This is a genomic window from Rhizobium sp. WYCCWR 11146, from assembly GCF_013591995.1.
Lineage (GTDB): Bacteria > Pseudomonadota > Alphaproteobacteria > Rhizobiales > Rhizobiaceae > Rhizobium > Rhizobium indicum.
In genome coordinates this window covers 1-16399 of the sequence record NZ_JACCEY010000017.1, presented here as the reverse complement: position 1 = coordinate 16399, position 16399 = coordinate 1, and the positions used below count along the sequence as shown (strand labels likewise).

Genomic DNA, 16399 nt, shown 5'->3' with positions numbered 1-16399 from the left:
CCGGCTCCGACGATGGCTATGACAACCGCGCCGAGGCGCTCTCCAGCGACTGGTATGACAATGGCGGCAGCGCCAGCACCAGTCGGCTGAACGACGAACTCGACGCCAATTACACCAATGTCTTTCCTGATGACGGAGCCCCGCAGCGCCTCGATGCGCCGGAACTCGTCAGCCAGTGGAAGTCGATGCCGGGCAGCGGTGAGGGCGCCGACTACGATCTCGACGATTTCGTCGCCGGTCAGGTGTCGCTGCGCGATCATCTCGCCCAGCAGATCCCCTTCGTCCTGCCTGACATGGCCGACCGGTTGATCGCGCAGAATTTCGTCGACCAGCTCGACGACTGCGGTTATCTGCAGGCCGATATCGTCGAGGCGGGCGAGAGGCTGGGCACGAGCCTCGCACAGGCCGAGCGCGTGCTTGCCACCCTGCAGAGCCTTGATCCGCCAGGTGTTTTCGCCCGTAGCCTCGCCGAATGCCTGGCGATCCAGCTCAGGCAGAAGGACCGGTACGACCCGGCCATGCAGGCTCTGGTCGAAAACCTCGAACTGCTGGCCCGGCGCGATTTTGCCACGCTGAAGCGGCTCTGCGGCGTCGACGAGGAAGATCTTCTCGACATGCTCGGCGAGATCCGTCAGCTCAATCCCAAGCCCGGCAGCGGCTTCGAAGCGGGTGTTTCCGAAGCAATCACGCCGGATGTAGTCGTCAGGCCCGCCTCGGACGGCGGCTGGCTGGTCGAGCTCAATCCGGATACGCTGCCGCGCGTGCTGGTCAACCAGTCCTATTTTTCCCGTGTGACGAAGAACGGCGAGGACCACGCCTTCCTCTCCGATTGCCTGCAGAGCGCCAACTGGCTGACCCGCAGCCTCGACCAGCGGGCAAAAACCATCATGAAGGTGGCAAGCGAAATCGTCCGCCAGCAGGACGCCTTCCTGCTGCACGGCGTCGATTACCTGCGCCCGCTGAACCTGAAAACGGTCGCCGAGGCGATCAAGATGCATGAATCCACCGTCAGCCGCGTCACGTCGAATAAATATATGCTGACGCCGCGCGGCCTCTTCGAACTCAAATATTTCTTCACCGTCTCGATCAGCGCCGTCGCCGGCGGAGACAGCCATTCGGCCGAGGCCGTGCGTCACAAGATCCGTGCGCTGATCCTGCAGGAGAGCCCGGAGGCGGTGCTTTCCGACGACGATATCGTCGACATGCTGAAGAAGGGCGGCGTCGATCTCGCCCGCCGCACCGTAGCGAAATACCGGGAGGCAATGAACATTGCCTCTTCGGTCCAGCGCCGCCGCGAGAAACGGGCGCTCGCCAAGGTCGCCGGCTTCTAACGCTGTCATGCTTCGACCTGGATCGAAGCATCCGGCCCTAAGCGGCGCGACTCTATGAAGCTAGCCGGTGGGTGAGTTTGGATCACGCCCGCGGTGCTTGCGCTGGCCAAGTCCGCCATGTCTATTTTGGGCGTAACCGCCCGATTGGCACCGCCTGCCGCCTGAGATCTTGATGGCCTAAGACACGTGTTTAACGACGTCGTTAGCGACGTGTCTTAGGCGAGGTTGCGATGCGCGTAGAAATTCTTGGGCAAGAACGCCGACGTCGGTGGAGCAACGAGGACAAGCTCGCGATTGTTACGGCGGTTGGGGAAGCTGGAGCCACGATCACCGAGGTAGCTCGTCGTCACGATGTCACACGGCAGCAGATCTACACCTGGCGCAGCGAGTTGAAGAAGAAGGGGCTGCTCTCGACGTCAGGGAATGCGGTGTTCATTCCGGTCGGGCTGAGTGCGGCTCAGGCCGATGTCTCTGAAGGAAGAGAGATCTGCTGCGGAATAATCGTGCTACGATTGAGCTGCGGCCGCACGCTTCGTTTCGAGAGTTCTATGGCTCCCGATGTCCTGACGCAGATTATCCGGGCAGTGGAAGCAGCATGATTGGGCCTGGGACCGGCGTTCGGGTGTATCTTGCGTGCGGGATCACGGACATGCGCAAGGGAGTAGAAGGCCTTGCCGCGCTTGCGCAGGATGTTTTGCGTCAGAAGCCGACTGGCGGCGCGGTCTTCGCCTTTCGCGGCAAGCGTGGCGATCGTTTGAAGCTGCTGTATTTTGATGGCCAGGGCTTCTGCCTGTATTACAAGATCTTGCAGAAGGGGCGGTTTCCTTGGCCTTCGGCATCCGACGGGACTGCCCGGCTGACGTCGGCCCAGCTGGCGATGTTGTGGGAAGGGATCGATTGGCGTCGTCCTGATTGGGGTGCGCCACCGGCCCGTGTCGGGTGATTTTATCTCACTGAAACCACTGGTTTTTATGGAAATTTCTCCTGGCTCGTGGTAGTCAGGATCATGTCTAGCGCGACGACAAATCTTCCGGACGATCCAGCCTTTCTCAAGGCAATGATTGCCGCTTTGCAGGCGGAAAATGCGAAGATGTCGGCCACATTGCAAGCGCATGATCAGTTAATCCAAACGCTGCGGCTGCGCATTGCCAAGCTGAAGAAACAGGTCTTCGGCAAGTCGTCTGAAAAGATTGAGCGTGAAATCGAGCAGTTGGAACTGGCGCTTGAGGATCTGTTGATCGCCGCCGCTGAAGGCAGTACGGCGCCAATCGATGAACCTGATGAGGCGGCGTCTGTTGTTCCCTTGGCGGATACGGCTGAAAAGATCATGCGCCGGCGCCCACGCGTCTCGGACAAGGCGGTTCGCGAGCGCCGAGAGCTCGATCCTGGCTCCTGCTGCCCGGAATGCGGAGGTGAATTGCGTCTTGTCGGTGAGGACGTCAGCGAAATCCTCGACATGATCGCCGCGCAGATGAAAGTCATCAAGGTTGCTCGACTGAAGAAGTCCTGCCGCTGCTGCGAGAAAATGGTGCAGGTGGCAGCGCCCAGCCGCCCGATACCGGGCAGCATGGCCGGCGCTGGCCTCTTGGCGTATATTCTGGTCTCGAAGTTCGACGACCATTTGCCACTGTACCGGCTGAACGAGATCTTCGCCGGCATGGGCGCCGACATTCCCGACAGCCGATGGTTGATTGGTGTGGTCGCGCCATGCAGGTGCTTCAGCCTCTCATCGAGCGGATCGAAACGGCGATTATGGCAAGTGACCTCCTTCATGCCGACGACACCCCGATCCGAGTGCTGGATCGCTCGCTGCGGGATATGGGGTTGGGCAAGGGTGTGAAGAAGGGCAGGATCTGGACGTATGTCCGCGATCAGCGTCCATGGGCAGGCAGTTCCCCGCCCGGTGCAGTCTACTATTTTGCTCCTGACTGGAAAGAAGAGCACGTCCACCGCCACCTCAAGCAATCAAGCGGCATCCTTCAGGCTGACGGCTACAAAGGATATGGCAAGCTATACGCGCCTGGAGAAAAGGGAACATCTCGCTTTAAGGAGGCCGCCTGCTGGGCTCATTGGCGACGAGACTTCCACGACATCTGGACATCAAACAAGTCGGAGACTAGGAGGCGCGCTGAAGACCGACCGCGATGTCATCAAGGGCCGTTAGTCATATGGCACCGCGGCGCGGACTGCCGCTGGCCGCATCAATGGCCCGAGCATGCGAGGTACCTGCGCGATGAGTCTGGCAACCAGCGGCCGGCGCAAGGGCATCAAGCGCGCGTTGGAGCACGAGGACGAGGTGCTGGCGCACTGCAAGGCGAAGGGTTGATTTCAGCCGCTTTGCACTGTCCTCGTCTACCAACTGGAAAGCGGCGATTCAGAACCTGCATTCGACAATGACGTTTTCGAAGTTAACGATCGCGTCTGTCCGCGCCCTGTCCCTGCGATGAAGGCTGCATGTTGAAGTCGACGATGTGCCGAGGTTATCAGGGCGGTGGAACAGGCGATCGTCGCTAGCGATCACCCGGCTACCAAGTCGAAGCATCCCCGGGCCGATGGCCAGATCAAGCGACTTCGCCGCCGCCTCCATTCGGGCGTCGCCTGTGGCGCTGTTTAGTCGTTCTCTATCACAAGATCGCGAATGGCTGCAGGATACATCTGTTCGTGGATGTTTTGTGCATGTGCCAAGGCGCTCTCGTAGTCAACGTGAAGGTGGACGCGCGACATCGCGCCATTAAGCTCGGTCACCACGACCCTTGATCCGATGGCGACCGCGCGCGTGCCTGCCGATGCGACAAGGCGCATCGCAAAATCGATGTCGGTTATGATGCAAAGGCAAGGCCTGCCGTCCACTTCAAAGAATATTGAGCTAATGTCGTGTTGATCAAGAAGCACAAGGAGAGTGTCGCATTCTGCGTCACTCGCGACAGCTAATACTGCTGCGTCGCGTGCTACTGTCACGGAACCGGAGTATCCGTGGCCTGTGATGATCGTGCCCGTCTCCGCTCCGTCACTAGTCAGTGCTTTGCAAACTATGGCGACTGCGTGCTTTTTAGCATAATCCACTGCCCTATGGTGCAGCACCTTTGCGCCTTGCCGCGACATCTGCGCAATCGTCCAATACCCAATCTTCGGGATTAATCGTGCCCCTGGTACAAGATGAGGATCTGCGGTGTAGACGCCCTTAACATCTGAATATATTTCGCAAGCTTGCTCTCCTAACATAGCTGCGATCACGACGGCTGTCAGGTCGGAGCTGTTTCTGCCGAGAAACGTTAGTCTGCCCAATTGATCAATTGCCTGACCACCCGTGGCAATGACAATGTCATGCTCCTGAAGTGCAGCCCTGATTGGCTGAGGATCGACGCTTTCTACTGAAGCCCGACCGAAGTCTGAATTTGTGCGTATCCCTAGGACATAGCCGTTCAACGACGTCACGGGAATCCCAAGGCGACTGACCGCAGCTTCCAACATGCAGGCACTTAGCATCTCGCCCGTGGCAAGTGCCGCATCGAGATTCGATGGTGATGCTTCCCTGTTGACGCCAAGCATGGTTGCTTTCAGCTTGTCGGTTATACCATACATTGCGCTGACCACGGCGATAATCTTGGTTCCGCCTGCAGCCCGCAGCTTAGCTAAATGCTGAGCAACTCGAGCGTAGTCACAAGGATCTCGAAAACTCGAACCGCCGAATTTGACAATAGTCGTCTTCATGTTTCATCCATCAAGTTATTGGCGATCACAAGCTGTGCGATGAGGAGTGCGTTGAGTGCGGCTCCGACCTGAACGTTGTCGGCTACAACCCACATCCACAGCCCGCGCGGATTCTCTGGATTAACTCGGACCCGACCGACGTGAACATATGCAGGGTCTCCCAGAAAGCGCGGCGTTGGATATCCGTCGCGAATTTCGTCAGCATAAAGTCGAACACCTGGTTCATTTGCCAGGAGCTCATGGACCTGTTCTAGTCGAACATGATCGTCGAACTCGACGTATACCGCCTCGGAATGACACGTCTTTACCGGCACTCTAACGCAGGTGGCGGTTAACTGCAGACGAGGCATACCGAAGATCTTCCGTGACTCTTGAACCAGCTTGCGTTCCTCGAGAGCCACGCCTTCGCTGGAAATCTCTCCGATCTGCGGTATGACATTGAATGCAAGAGAGACAGGGAAGCTCTCCGCAGCGGGCCGCGTGCTCCCCTTGAGCCAGGCTTCGGCACCGTCTTCTAGCTCGTTAATCCCGCGCCGGCCAACTCCTGAGGCGGCTTGATAAGTAGTCAAAAGAACCTGGTTAACGCCGAACGTCGCTATCAACGGTCGTAGTGCCCGAACCAGCTGTATCGTGGAGCAATTTGGATTTGCTACTATTCCAGACGGTGGACGAACCGTAAGTGAACAGGCGTTAACTTGTGGTACGATGAGGGGTACGTCAGGCCTCATTCGAAAAGCATTCGAGTTATCAATCACCAAGGCTCCTTGGGATGCGAACCGAGGTCCCCATACGGCGCTTACGTCGCCGCCTGCAGAGAAGAATGCAATGTCGGTTTTGGTATCATCGATATTGCGAATGTCGCGTAGTGCCTCAACTAAGTATGTTTGGTCTCGAAACTTGAGTTGACGCGCACCCGAACTGGAGGCGAACAGCCTCAGTCGATCGACCGCAATCTCGCTTTTTTCCAATAACTTGATCAGGGCCGTTCCAACCACCCCGGTTGCTCCAACGACAGAGATATCTAATGCTCTCATGAGGATCCTCATTTAGAAGCTCGTGGTTGGATCTTGTTTTCAAATCCGAAGCCCGCTTCGGCCGCCCAAGGATGTAACGGGAAGGCTGTCGTCGCGGCTAAATGCACAGTTCAATGCCTCCTCTCTTCAGATCGTTCGACTTTCGACCTGGTGTTTCCTGTGATCATTGCCTCCGAATGGAAGACTGGATGCCCAGAAAGAGCTTCGCATCGCATGGCTGGATTTGCTTGCATGCTAAGTTGCCATGCCGCCTTCTCCACGTCTTGAACCGATGCAATTGTCCCGCACTGTGAATAGCGCCGGCGGCTTCTATCGCTCCGAATGGAATCAAGATCCGTGCACCGCACGATGATCAACGGCGACATGAGTCTGGCAGTTCTTGGGACAGACGCGCGCACACGCTCCGCAGCCGATACAGCGGCCGGGATAATCAATGACCATGATCACGCGACTGAGCTCACCATTAAAGTCGTCCTCGCCATCACAGACACCGAGCATTTCGCCTGCCTCGTCCATGCCGTAGGGATGCATGACCTCGCGAGAGCAGACCTTGAAGCAGCGACCGCAGCCGATGCACATCGCAGGGTTGATCGAATCTAAATATTCCGGCATCCATCGGGATCCGTCGCGAGCCACGAATGCGCTTGTCATAGATTCCTCCGATTTAACGAGTTCTGTCGATGATAAATGTTTCCGCCGAAGGCCCGCCGATTGCCCGCCGACACGCGTTGCGTGTCGCGTCGTAGATGACAAAGAATCCGGCCGATTCTAACTCCGCATTCAGTCCCTTCACATCTTGCGTGGGCTCTTCTCAAAGCGCCCACCTGCCGTTTCGGCCGCTGTTGATAGAATCTGCCATTGAAGAGCGAGAGGCGACGAATTGATCTCATTTTGCGATTCCCGCGCGTCGGTTGGGTCAAGTCGGCCAAGTGTTCGGAGGGCGGTTAGCCTGAATGATGTTCGCGAGGTCAAAGATCATGTCGCGGGTTCCCCGGTATAATATTGTAAGCTTGTGCTGGCTGCCGACGCGGTCGAACATGGGCAAACCAACCCGCATCAGCGGAACGCCGAGACGCTTGGCAGCTTCTCGGCCGTGCGAGTGTGTGACGATAAGATCGGCCGTTGCGCCGAGACTTTCCAGATCACCGAGATCGCCGACTTTGACGGTCTTCGCCGGTACCATCTCGAGTGCTTTCGAAGTGCCGGTCGTGGTGACCGCGGCCGCAATTTCCGCACCCATGGCGGTAAAAAAATCGGAGAACTGGAAGAGTTGATCCGGCTCGGAGGCGATTGCGATCTTCTTGCCTGCCATATGGGAATGTCCGTCGAGCATGGCATCCTGCAGCTGCATTCGGTTGCGGCGGACATTGAGCGGTGTCTGTTTTCGCGACACAGCGGCAAGCACGCGAATAAAGCGATCGACGTTCTCTAGACCCGTCAGCGATCTAAACAGCACGTACGGCACGCCGGTTAATCTCTGCAGCGCTTCAGCCGATCGCCGCATATGCTCACCGATTGCAATGCACTGCATGGTCGTACCGAGATCGCGGATCTCCTCCACTTTCGTGCCGCCATACGTTGCCGGCATCCATTGTTCGGGGACGGAGCCGTCGAGTGCTCCGGATACGTCGGGCAGAATAACCGGGTCGAGCCCGAAGCTTACGGCCGTCTCGCGCAAATGTTCAATATCAGCTACTGTTAAGTTGCAGCCAGGCAAGATCGCGACCTTCCCCGGATCACGATACTGCTTGTCAGGTCGCGTTATTGCCTCGATCATGGCGGTAACAGCTTTGGACCAACCCTCCTCTATGGCGCCGTCAAAGTCCGGCGTTTTGGCGACGACCACTTCGGTCCCCATAAGTTCTATCGCCCGCCTGCGCTTGATGTTTTCGACATCACCGGCGGCATCCTCGTCGCGGGCCTCTACCGATGCGGTCGTGCATATTCCGATTAGTCGTGGCCTCGTGCGGGCTTTGAGGCTGAGAATTGCCTCTTCGAGACGATCTGCGCCGCCGACGATTGTCGCGGCTTCGTTCATAGCCGTCGTTTGCAGCGGGATCGCTTCATTGAAATGCCTCACGAGTAGTGCGAGCGCGAAGCTCGTACATCCCTGGCTGCCATGGAGCAGAGGTATTGCGCCGTCAACGCCCAGAAAGGCGAAGGCAGCACCAAGCGGCTGCGACGACTTCAGGGGGTTGACCGCCGCCGACTTGGTTTGAGATACGACGCGTGCCATAGTACGACCTCAACATTCTTTGCGAGTCATCTCGCGGTTTTGGTTCGACGCGCTTACGCTTCTCTTTTCGCTCGCTTTTCAACGACCAAGCCCGGCTCCCATGGCGCCGGCTCGCGCACCTGCGGCCAAATCGGATTGTGAATTGCCAGGTCAATTTGTCGGGCAAGTTGCACCATTCCCTCATAGCCAGCGTAAGCGTGATGACGCTCCTGGTTGATGTCGAGCCAGGGCAGTTTTGCCTTTAGCGCTATATACTGGGTGCGTCCGCCCGACAGCATGATGTCGGCCTTTCTCTCGAGTAGAAGCGAGAAAAGCTCGCGCGGCGACATCGTCTCGAACAGGAGGTTCTCCTCCTTCAGGGTCTGTTTCACTCGCTCCCTATCTTCGAGCGTCGATTTCTTGACTGATGTGCCGACGATCTCCATGCCGATCTCCATCAGGGCATGGACGACCGACCAGGATTTCACGCCGCCTGTATTTAGAAGTACGCGCTTGCCCTCAAGGCGAGGTCGGTACGCTTCTAGCCTCTTCCACACCTTTTCCTCTTCCTTCGCTACAAGGATTTCCGTGCGCTGCAAAAGCGAGGGGTCAGCACCCTTCATTACAAGCAGATCGGCGATCCGCCGGAGCGCCTCCGAGGTGCCGGAAATGCCATAGAAGGAGCCCTCGAAAAATGGAATGTCCCACCGCTCCTGCATCTTACGTGCTAACGAAACGAACGCTGTCGAACACACCGTCATCGCTGCGCGTGAGCGGTGGGCGGAGGCGACTTGCAGATATCGCGCGTCTCCGGGAATACAGGCGCGGACGCGGATGCCGAGCTTATCCAAGAGCGGCTTCACCTGCCAGAACTCACCAGAGAGGTTAAATTCGCCGAGTATGTTGATGTCGCAAAGGCCTGGCTCATTGGGCTCCACAGTACCTATGACATGCTTGAGCAGCGCCTCGCCCGCTAGCTTGTTGCCGAGGTTTTTAGATCCGACAAAACCTGGCGCATTGACCGGCACCACCGGCAAGGCAAATTCGTCTGTCGCTCGCTTGCAAATAACGTCGATGTCGTCACCGATCATCGCTGTAACGCAGGTTGAATAGACAAAGATTGCCGCGGGCGCATACCCATCCTTGATTTCCCGGATCGCTTTAAAGAGCTTCCGTTCACTGTGGCCCATTACGATGTCGATTTCCGTAAGATCAGTCGTGAAGCTCGTGCGCCAAAGTGTTGGACCTGACGAGGCAGCGCCACGGTTGTCCCAGGAATTTCCCTCGCAGGCGAGCGGTGCGTGAATCAGATGTGCGACATCGGTGATCGGCTGCAGTGCGACCTTGGCGCCGTCGAAAGCGCAACCGCCGACGGCCGTTCCCGGGGCCATTGGCCTCGCGCAATTCCTTCGGCGCCCCTTCGGACCCTTGCTGCCGCCCCTTTCACTCGCGAGCTCGTGGAAGGCGTCTTTGATTTTGGCGTTGAGCGAGGACATTCGTCTGCCTTCAAATCTGGTGGAGAGAAAGGCCGCCTGACCCCGTTCTTAGCGAGTGAGGTCATACGAATAGTCTGTCACACCCGCGTGCATTGTTTCGCGATCGAGGGTGTCGAAGATCTTGTCCAGGATCGTCGTTAAAAGACGCAGTCCGCCCTGGTAACCCATGAGGGGGAATCGATGATGATGGTGCCGATCGAAAATTGGAAACATCAGCCGAACCAATGGGGTGCCGGTGTCCCGCTCGAGATACTTCCCGTAAGAATTGCCAATCAGAAGATCCACCGGCTCGGTGAAAAGCAGCGAGCGCAGTGCCCAGAGGTCCTTGCCTGGCCAAACCTGTGCATTCTTCCCGAAGGGCGAGGATGCGAGGAGTTCCTTCATCTCGTTCTCCCAAGCTGAGGTGCCGTTTGTGGCGAGGCAGTGGATTGGTTCGCCGCCGGTCTCCATGATGAAGCGCGCCATCCCAAAAACGAAATCTGGATCACCGTAAATCGCGTATTTTTTTCCATACAGCCAAGCTTGGCTGTCCGCCATCGCGTCAATGAGTCGCCCGCGCTCCAGGCGGATCGTCTCGGGAATTTCTCTCCTGGAAATCACAGATATCGCCATCAGGAGTTCGTCGGTAGCTTCGACGCCGAGAGGGTAGCGGAAGGAGGTCGTCGCTTGTCCAACGTCTCTGCAGTAATCTAACGTCTTGCGAGTGTTGTAATATTGCAGGGACAACGTCCCCTCCGCGTTCAACGCCGCCTTCACGTCATTGATTTTGGTCCCCCCGTCATACATCCTAAAGTTGCCATCGGAGGGGGTATCGAACTGATCTGATGCGTCCTGGATGAAGATGTAATTCACTTGCATCAAATTGAGCAGGCGTTTTAATTCGCGATTGTTCCCAACGCAGAAGCCATCAAATCCAGGAATGATGTTGATAGAAGCGGTCGCTTCACTTCGCGCGGTGCCCCTCCAGAAATTCTCCAGCACACCTTTTACCATGCTGTCGTAGCCATCGACATGGCTGCCGACAAAGGCTGGTGTGTGGGCGAAGGGGACATCGAAATCGCGCGGGACCGAACCTTCGCTTTTGGCATTTTCGATGAAACCATGCAGGTCATCTCCGATGACCTCTGCCATGCATGTGGTCGACACCGCGATCATCTTCGGGTTATAAAGCTTGTATGTGTTGGCGAGACCGTCGACCATATTTTTCAGGCCGCCAAATACAGCCGCGTCTTCTGTCATCGATGACGAGACCACCGATGACGGTTCCTTGAAATGGCGTGATAGGTGCGATCTGTAGTAGGCAACGCAACCTTGGCTGCCATGGACGAATGACATCGTTCGCTCGAATCCCGCCGCTGCGAAAACCGCGCCGAGTGGCTGACAGGCTTTGGCTGGATTGACGACAAGGGCTTGGCGGGCCAAGTTTTTCTCTCGGTATTCCCAGGTCTTCGTGAATTCGCGCTGCTCTGACACGACCTGATCCGGGTGTGGGCGTTCGAATTTCAGCTTTTTCTCGGCTAACATTTGCCTATATTCCGGCTCGCAGAACAAAGGCGCATGGTCGAGAGCTTTCTCGGCTGATTGCGGCATAGGGTCACCTCTTTCGATCTGGCTGCGACATGGAGGAGGTACAGAGACCTTCGATCCGGGTAAGGCCTCCGCGGTTTCTTCGAGAAATTCTAGGTTCTCATGCTAGGGCCACTCCCGCCAAAGCGCGGTCATTCTTCCAGGGCGCATGGTAAAGACCCCAAACGGGATTGTTGATGGCCATGTCCATGTCCCGGGCGAAAATCGAGAAACCGTCATAACCGTGATACGGACCAGAATAGTCCCACGAGTGCATCTGACGGAACGGAATGCCCATTTTCTGCACCGGGTATTTTTCCTTAATGCCCGACCCGACGAGATCCGGCCGAATTCCCTCAATGAATTTCTCTAGTTCATAGCTAGTCACGTCGTCGTAGATCAGCGTACCTTCCTTTACGTAGTGGCTGGTGCGCTGATAGTCGTCGCCGTGACCAAATTCGTAGCCGGTTCCTACGATTTCCATTCCGAGGTCCTCATAGGCGGTAATGACGTGACGAGGACGCAGTCCGCCGATGTAGAGCATCACCCGTTTGCCAAAGAGGCGCGGCCAATACTTGTCGACCACAGCCGAGACGAAGGGTCGGTATTTGGCGATGACTTTTTCGGTTCTATCTTCGATCTCCGGACCGAAATGCTTGGCTATGTTGCGCAGCGAGGCTTCGATCTGGAATGGGCCAAAGAAATTATACTCCATCCATGGAATGCCATATTTTTCCTCCATGTGCCTGGAGATGTAATTCATCGACCGATAGCAGTGAATGAGGTTGAGCGTAGCTCGAGGCGCGCGCTCCACTTCGGCGAGAGTTGCATCTCCCGACCAATTGCCGACCACGCGCAGTCCGATCTCTTCGAGCAGGATGCGCGATGCCCATGCATCGCCGCCAATGTTATAGTCGCCTATGACATTTACGTCGTAGGGACCCGCCTCGAATTTAAAGTCTTTCTTGTCGAAGACCCAATCTCGAATTGCATCGTTCGCGATGTGGTGGCCAAGCGATTGCGACACACCACGGAAGCCTTCGCAGCGCACCGGCACGACGGTCGTCGTGTGTTCTTTGGCCTTTTTTCGCGCCACCGCCTCAATGTCATCGCCAATCAGACCGATCGGACATTCGGACTGCAGGCTGATGCCATTGCTTAACGGGAAAAGTTCAGCAATCTCGTCGATGACCTTTTCCAGTTTCTTGTCACCGCCAAAAACGATGTCCTTCTCCTGGAAATCGGAGGTAAATTGCATGGTCACGAAAGTGTCGATGCCTGTCAGACCGACGTAATAGTTGCGACGTTGCGACCAGGAATATTGACCACAGCCCACAGGCCCGTGTGAAATGTGAACCATATCCTTGATCGGTCCCCAGACAACGCCCTTTGAACCGGCATAGGCGCATCCTCGGATCGTCATCACGCCAGGAACAGACTTGATGTTCGACTTTACCTCGCACTCGCTAATTGCGTTTGGGTCCTCGCCGGCGCCCTTTTCGCTCATTGCCACGCTAAGATGTTTACTACGGCGCTTCGCTGCTTTGCCCGGATATTGCGACAGCACGTCTGATATAAGCTTCGCATGGAAGTCACTGTCATTGTCGTATTTGAGGCTCATTGAACCTACCCCTTACAAATTCCGGATGAAAACCTCCCTCGCGGGATGGCGGGCGCTTTGCCTGTCGCTGCGCGCTCGTGTCAGTGTGATCACGGGGCAGCTATCAACCTGGCATCCCTGGCTTGAAGTTCGGCAAGCATCTGCTCATCGGTTTTCATGATCCCGAAATCGAGAAGCATGTCCTCAAGTTCTTCCATAGTGATGGGGGTCGGGACGGTGCCTTTGCCAGAATTGTCATGTATTCTTTGGGCAAGTGTGCGGTACTCGGCCGCTTGCTGAGAGTCCGGCGCATATTGGATCACCGTCATCTTTCTAAGTTCGGCATGTTGGACAATGTTGTCGCGTGGTACGAAGTGGATGAGCTTGGAATTGAGTTTGGCAGCCAGCGCTTCGGCGAGGTCGAGTTCGCGGTCGGTCTGACGCTCGTTACAAATGAGGCCACCCAGGCGCACGCTGCCGCCTGCAGCATATTTCAGGATGCCCCTGGCGATATTGTTGGCGGCATAAAGCGCCATCATTTCGCCGGACATGACGATGTAGATTTCCTGAGCTTTGTTTTCACGGATCGGCATCGCGAAGCCGCCGCACACAACGTCACCGAGCACGTCATAAGACACGTAGTCGACATCGTTGTAGGCGCCGTTCTCTTCGAGAAAGTTGATCGACGTGATAACGCCGCGTCCCGCGCAGCCGACGCCTGGCTCCGGGCCGCCAGACTCCACGCATTTGATACCTTTATAGCCTACCTTGAGCACGTCTTCGAGTTCAAGATCTTCAACCGAACCCCTCGTTGCTGCGAGATCAAGAACCGTATCCTGGGCCTTCGAGTTCAAGATCAGGCGCGTAGAGTCCGCCTTAGGGTCACAGCCAACGATGAGGATCTTCTGTCCATGGTCCACGAGGGCGGCTAGCGTGTTTTGGGACGTAGTGGACTTGCCAATTCCGCCCTTTCCATAGAATGCAATTTGACGCAGAGCTGCCATGTGTGGCGTTCCTTCGTGTGTTCGAGGCGATGCGGTTATCCCGCAACGCGGATGCGGAGGCGGTCCCGCTGCCTCGCAATAGCTCTCAAGATTCGTGCCAAGCGGTCCGATTGAGCTGACGAACAATAATTCGCCGCGATTCCAGCTATGTGGGCGCAAAATACGGGATTGAGAACAAGAACGCTTGTCACGTAACCGACAAAGGTGATGACAATGTCGAAATAGATTGTCACCCTCTGAGGGCCAATGAATGGTGGCCGTTTGTGCAATATCTGACCAACCGGCAGGATGTCTCATTTATCCATGCGTAGCTTCTAGGACTTTGTAGAGCAGCCATCACCAGACCGGCCGTAACAAATTCTGATCACTTGCCGCAAAGCGCTGTCTCCGGCGATGAAAAGCGCCATGCCGCGTCTGGTGCCTGCATAGGGTTAACGTCCTACTCTGCTGTCCATTATGATAGTGGCAGTGATGTCAACGAAGCTCTCGCCCCCGCACACACGGTCAGCAATCATGACCCTTAGACGACGAAGAAGGCGCCACTTGTGACAACACGTCGTACGGCATGGTCCAAGTTACCTAATAGCTGCTTCTTCAAGGGCACCCGCCCGGCGTAGATCGTTCAGAAAGCTCCGCTTTTCAGTAGCGTCCCATCCTTCGCCAACTTCAGAACAAATGATCTGCTCGTAATTTTCGAGGCCTTCGCCGAGTACCATTTCTCGCGTCAGGGATCTAAGTTGGCAAATTCCAAATGGCCTATTTAGTGGGGTACGTCATGAGTTACGGCATTGTCGCTCCTTTGTCGGTTACGTGACAGGCATTTTTGTTCTCAATCCCGTATTTTGCGCCCACATAGCTGGAATCGCGGCGAATTATTGTTCGTCAGCTCAATCGGCCCGCTTGGCACGAATCTTGAGAGCTATTGCGAGGCAGCGGAACGGCCTCCGCATCCGCGTTGCGGGATAACCGCATTGGTTTGAACACGTTAAGGAGTACCAGGCATGCCCGACTTAAAGGTAGGAGAGACCGCCACGAACCCACTCCAGATCGTTGATTGAGGGTGCTAGGGTGATGCCGCTAGCGACGAACCAAAAAGGAGCAAGATATTGACCCTTACAGAAGCTGTCCAGCCGTGTCGGGTTCAGAGAACCTGTGTTCGCAATGCAATACGAAACCAGAGGTTGACCGGTCCCAAATTACCGCATCCCAAACTCAAACAGCGACGAAGGACACAAAAATATGGCCCTTGAAGTTTCATTCCTATTTGGTGGTATCTCAACAGAGTATGACGGATCCATTACTTCCTTAATAAATGTCATCTCCTCCTATTTAGCTCTCAGCGATGAAAAGCGACCATTCGCTGTGAAACATCTGTATCACATTAGCCGAAACGATGGTCTTGTCCGCACAATCCCATTCTGCAGTGTGCTTACAATCGAGAAGCTTCAGGCCTATCTTTCCGACACTAGCACTCTCCCTGGAGATACACTGCTTACCACCTTTGATTCGATCAAATCTCGCGATGAATACGTCGTGAATTTGTTGCACGGACAGTTCGGAGAGGACGGAGGCGTCCAGACGCTCGCGGCGCTTGCAGGTCTAAGAGGCACTTTCGGCGACCCACACGTCGCGTCGTTGACGATGAATAAATACGCAATGTCGGCCTTCGTATCCTCGGTATTGCCCGCTGAACTCGTAAGAGTGCCAGAGACAACACTCGTAACACCGGCAAACGTTGCCGATTCATTAGAAATCGTGAAGTCATTGAGGCACTCGATCGTAGTGAAGCCGAATTCACTTGGTTCATCACTATTTGCCAAGTTATTCCATGAGCCTTCCAATTCGAAGACGGAGATTGAGGCCCTTCTTCACACGATATTTGCCCACGATAAGGCAGCGCTTATTCAAGAGTTCATTCCCGGTTACGAGTATACATGTGGCTGTATAATAGGATCGCGTATGATCACAACACTTCCGATCGTAAAACTCGAAGCGGATATGCAATTTTGTGGGCGCGACCAAAAATACTCTAGCAGAATCGCCAAGAAAAAAGTAATAAGCGACAATAGTGATATTTTCTTCAGGCTACAGTCAATAGCACAAAAGATCGCTTCTTCACTCGATTTTTACAATATGGTGCGATTCGATTTCAGAGTTTGCAAGGAATCGAATATTTGGTTCTTGGAATGCAATTACATTCCCGGGCTAGCTGAAGGTAGCTCATTCGAAAAAATGCTTCACCGTCATGGCATGACAGTCATAGACCTAATAGCGCGCGTCATGGCAGACTCAAATCCTTATCGAAAGCCTGGCCATTATATCGAATACGAGCGTGTTAATGAGTCTTGAACAGGGGAGGCTCGGCGTCGCCAGACGATCGAGGACCTTCTCACCCTCGAGGTGGAGAGGCCTTGGCAGGCCTCCAATACCTACGCTGACGCA

The 16399-nt window shown here is 55.7% G+C and carries 12 protein-coding genes and 1 pseudogene; 5 read left to right on the top strand and 8 right to left on the bottom strand.

What is annotated here, in order from left to right; all coding sequences use genetic code 11:
• From rpoN to tnpC, 4 genes and pseudogenes are all read left to right on the top strand, one after another.
• The coding region (gene rpoN, locus HX899_RS12535; RefSeq protein WP_246697101.1) for an RNA polymerase factor sigma-54 at positions 1-1331 on the top strand (1331 nt) is incomplete at its 5' end.
• Positions 1332-1561: 230 nt separating this feature from the next.
• Positions 1562-1930, top strand: a complete 369-nt coding sequence (gene tnpA, locus HX899_RS12530) for an IS66-like element accessory protein TnpA (protein WP_127431690.1) — start codon at positions 1562-1564, stop codon at positions 1928-1930.
• Positions 1927-2274, top strand: coding sequence for an IS66 family insertion sequence element accessory protein TnpB (gene tnpB / locus HX899_RS12525; RefSeq protein ID WP_003554417.1), 348 nt, complete (start codon positions 1927-1929; stop codon positions 2272-2274). The genes tnpA and tnpB overlap by 4 nt, the downstream gene beginning before the upstream one ends.
• Positions 2275-2337: 63 nt before the next feature.
• Positions 2338-3470 (top strand): annotated as a pseudogene (tnpC, locus tag HX899_RS12520) (IS66 family transposase); the annotation flags it as partial.
• Positions 3471-3941: 471 nt separating this feature from the next.
• On the opposite strand, the gene HX899_RS12515 reads toward tnpC, so the two are convergent.
• The 8 genes from HX899_RS12515 to nifH all read right to left on the bottom strand — a co-directional run bounded on the left by HX899_RS12515 (position 3942) and on the right by nifH (position 13957).
• A complete protein-coding gene (locus tag HX899_RS12515; protein WP_127431689.1) occupies positions 3942-5042 on the bottom strand; it encodes an aspartate kinase in 1101 nt (366 codons plus the stop codon).
• Entirely contained in the window at positions 5039-6076 is a 1038-nt protein-coding gene (locus tag HX899_RS12510) for an aspartate-semialdehyde dehydrogenase (protein WP_127431688.1), read from the bottom strand. Before HX899_RS12510 ends, HX899_RS12515 begins: the two co-directional genes overlap by 4 nt.
• Positions 6077-6403: 327 nt before the next feature.
• Complete coding sequence (fdxB, locus tag HX899_RS12505) at positions 6404-6727, bottom strand: ferredoxin III, nif-specific (protein WP_127431687.1); 324 nt, start codon at positions 6725-6727, stop codon at positions 6404-6406.
• Positions 6728-6992: 265 nt separating this feature from the next.
• On the bottom strand, positions 6993-8312 hold the full coding sequence (gene nifN, locus HX899_RS12500) for a nitrogenase iron-molybdenum cofactor biosynthesis protein NifN (RefSeq protein ID WP_127431686.1): 1320 nt from the start codon (positions 8310-8312) through the stop codon (positions 6993-6995).
• A 53-nt stretch (positions 8313-8365) separates the two neighbouring features.
• Complete coding sequence (gene nifE, locus HX899_RS12495) at positions 8366-9787, bottom strand: nitrogenase iron-molybdenum cofactor biosynthesis protein NifE (RefSeq protein WP_127431685.1); 1422 nt, start codon at positions 9785-9787, stop codon at positions 8366-8368.
• A 48-nt stretch (positions 9788-9835) separates the two neighbouring features.
• Positions 9836-11377 carry a nitrogenase molybdenum-iron protein subunit beta gene (nifK, locus tag HX899_RS12490; RefSeq protein ID WP_127431684.1) on the bottom strand — a complete coding sequence of 514 codons (1542 nt, stop codon included), beginning with the start codon at positions 11375-11377 and terminating at the stop codon, positions 9836-9838.
• 97 nt (positions 11378-11474) lie between these two features.
• The gene (gene nifD / locus HX899_RS12485) at positions 11475-12974 is read right to left on the bottom strand and encodes a nitrogenase molybdenum-iron protein alpha chain (RefSeq protein ID WP_127431683.1); all 1500 of its coding nucleotides are present in this window, start codon (positions 12972-12974) and stop codon (positions 11475-11477) included.
• 89 nt (positions 12975-13063) lie between these two features.
• Positions 13064-13957 carry a nitrogenase iron protein gene (nifH, locus tag HX899_RS12480; protein WP_127431682.1) on the bottom strand — a complete coding sequence of 298 codons (894 nt, stop codon included), beginning with the start codon at positions 13955-13957 and terminating at the stop codon, positions 13064-13066.
• Between the two features lie 1239 nt (positions 13958-15196).
• On the opposite strand from nifH, the gene HX899_RS12475 reads away from it, so the two are divergent.
• Positions 15197-16306 carry a D-alanine--D-alanine ligase gene (locus HX899_RS12475; RefSeq protein ID WP_181292585.1) on the top strand — a complete coding sequence of 370 codons (1110 nt, stop codon included), beginning with the start codon at positions 15197-15199 and terminating at the stop codon, positions 16304-16306.
• Positions 16307-16399 lie beyond the last annotated feature (93 nt).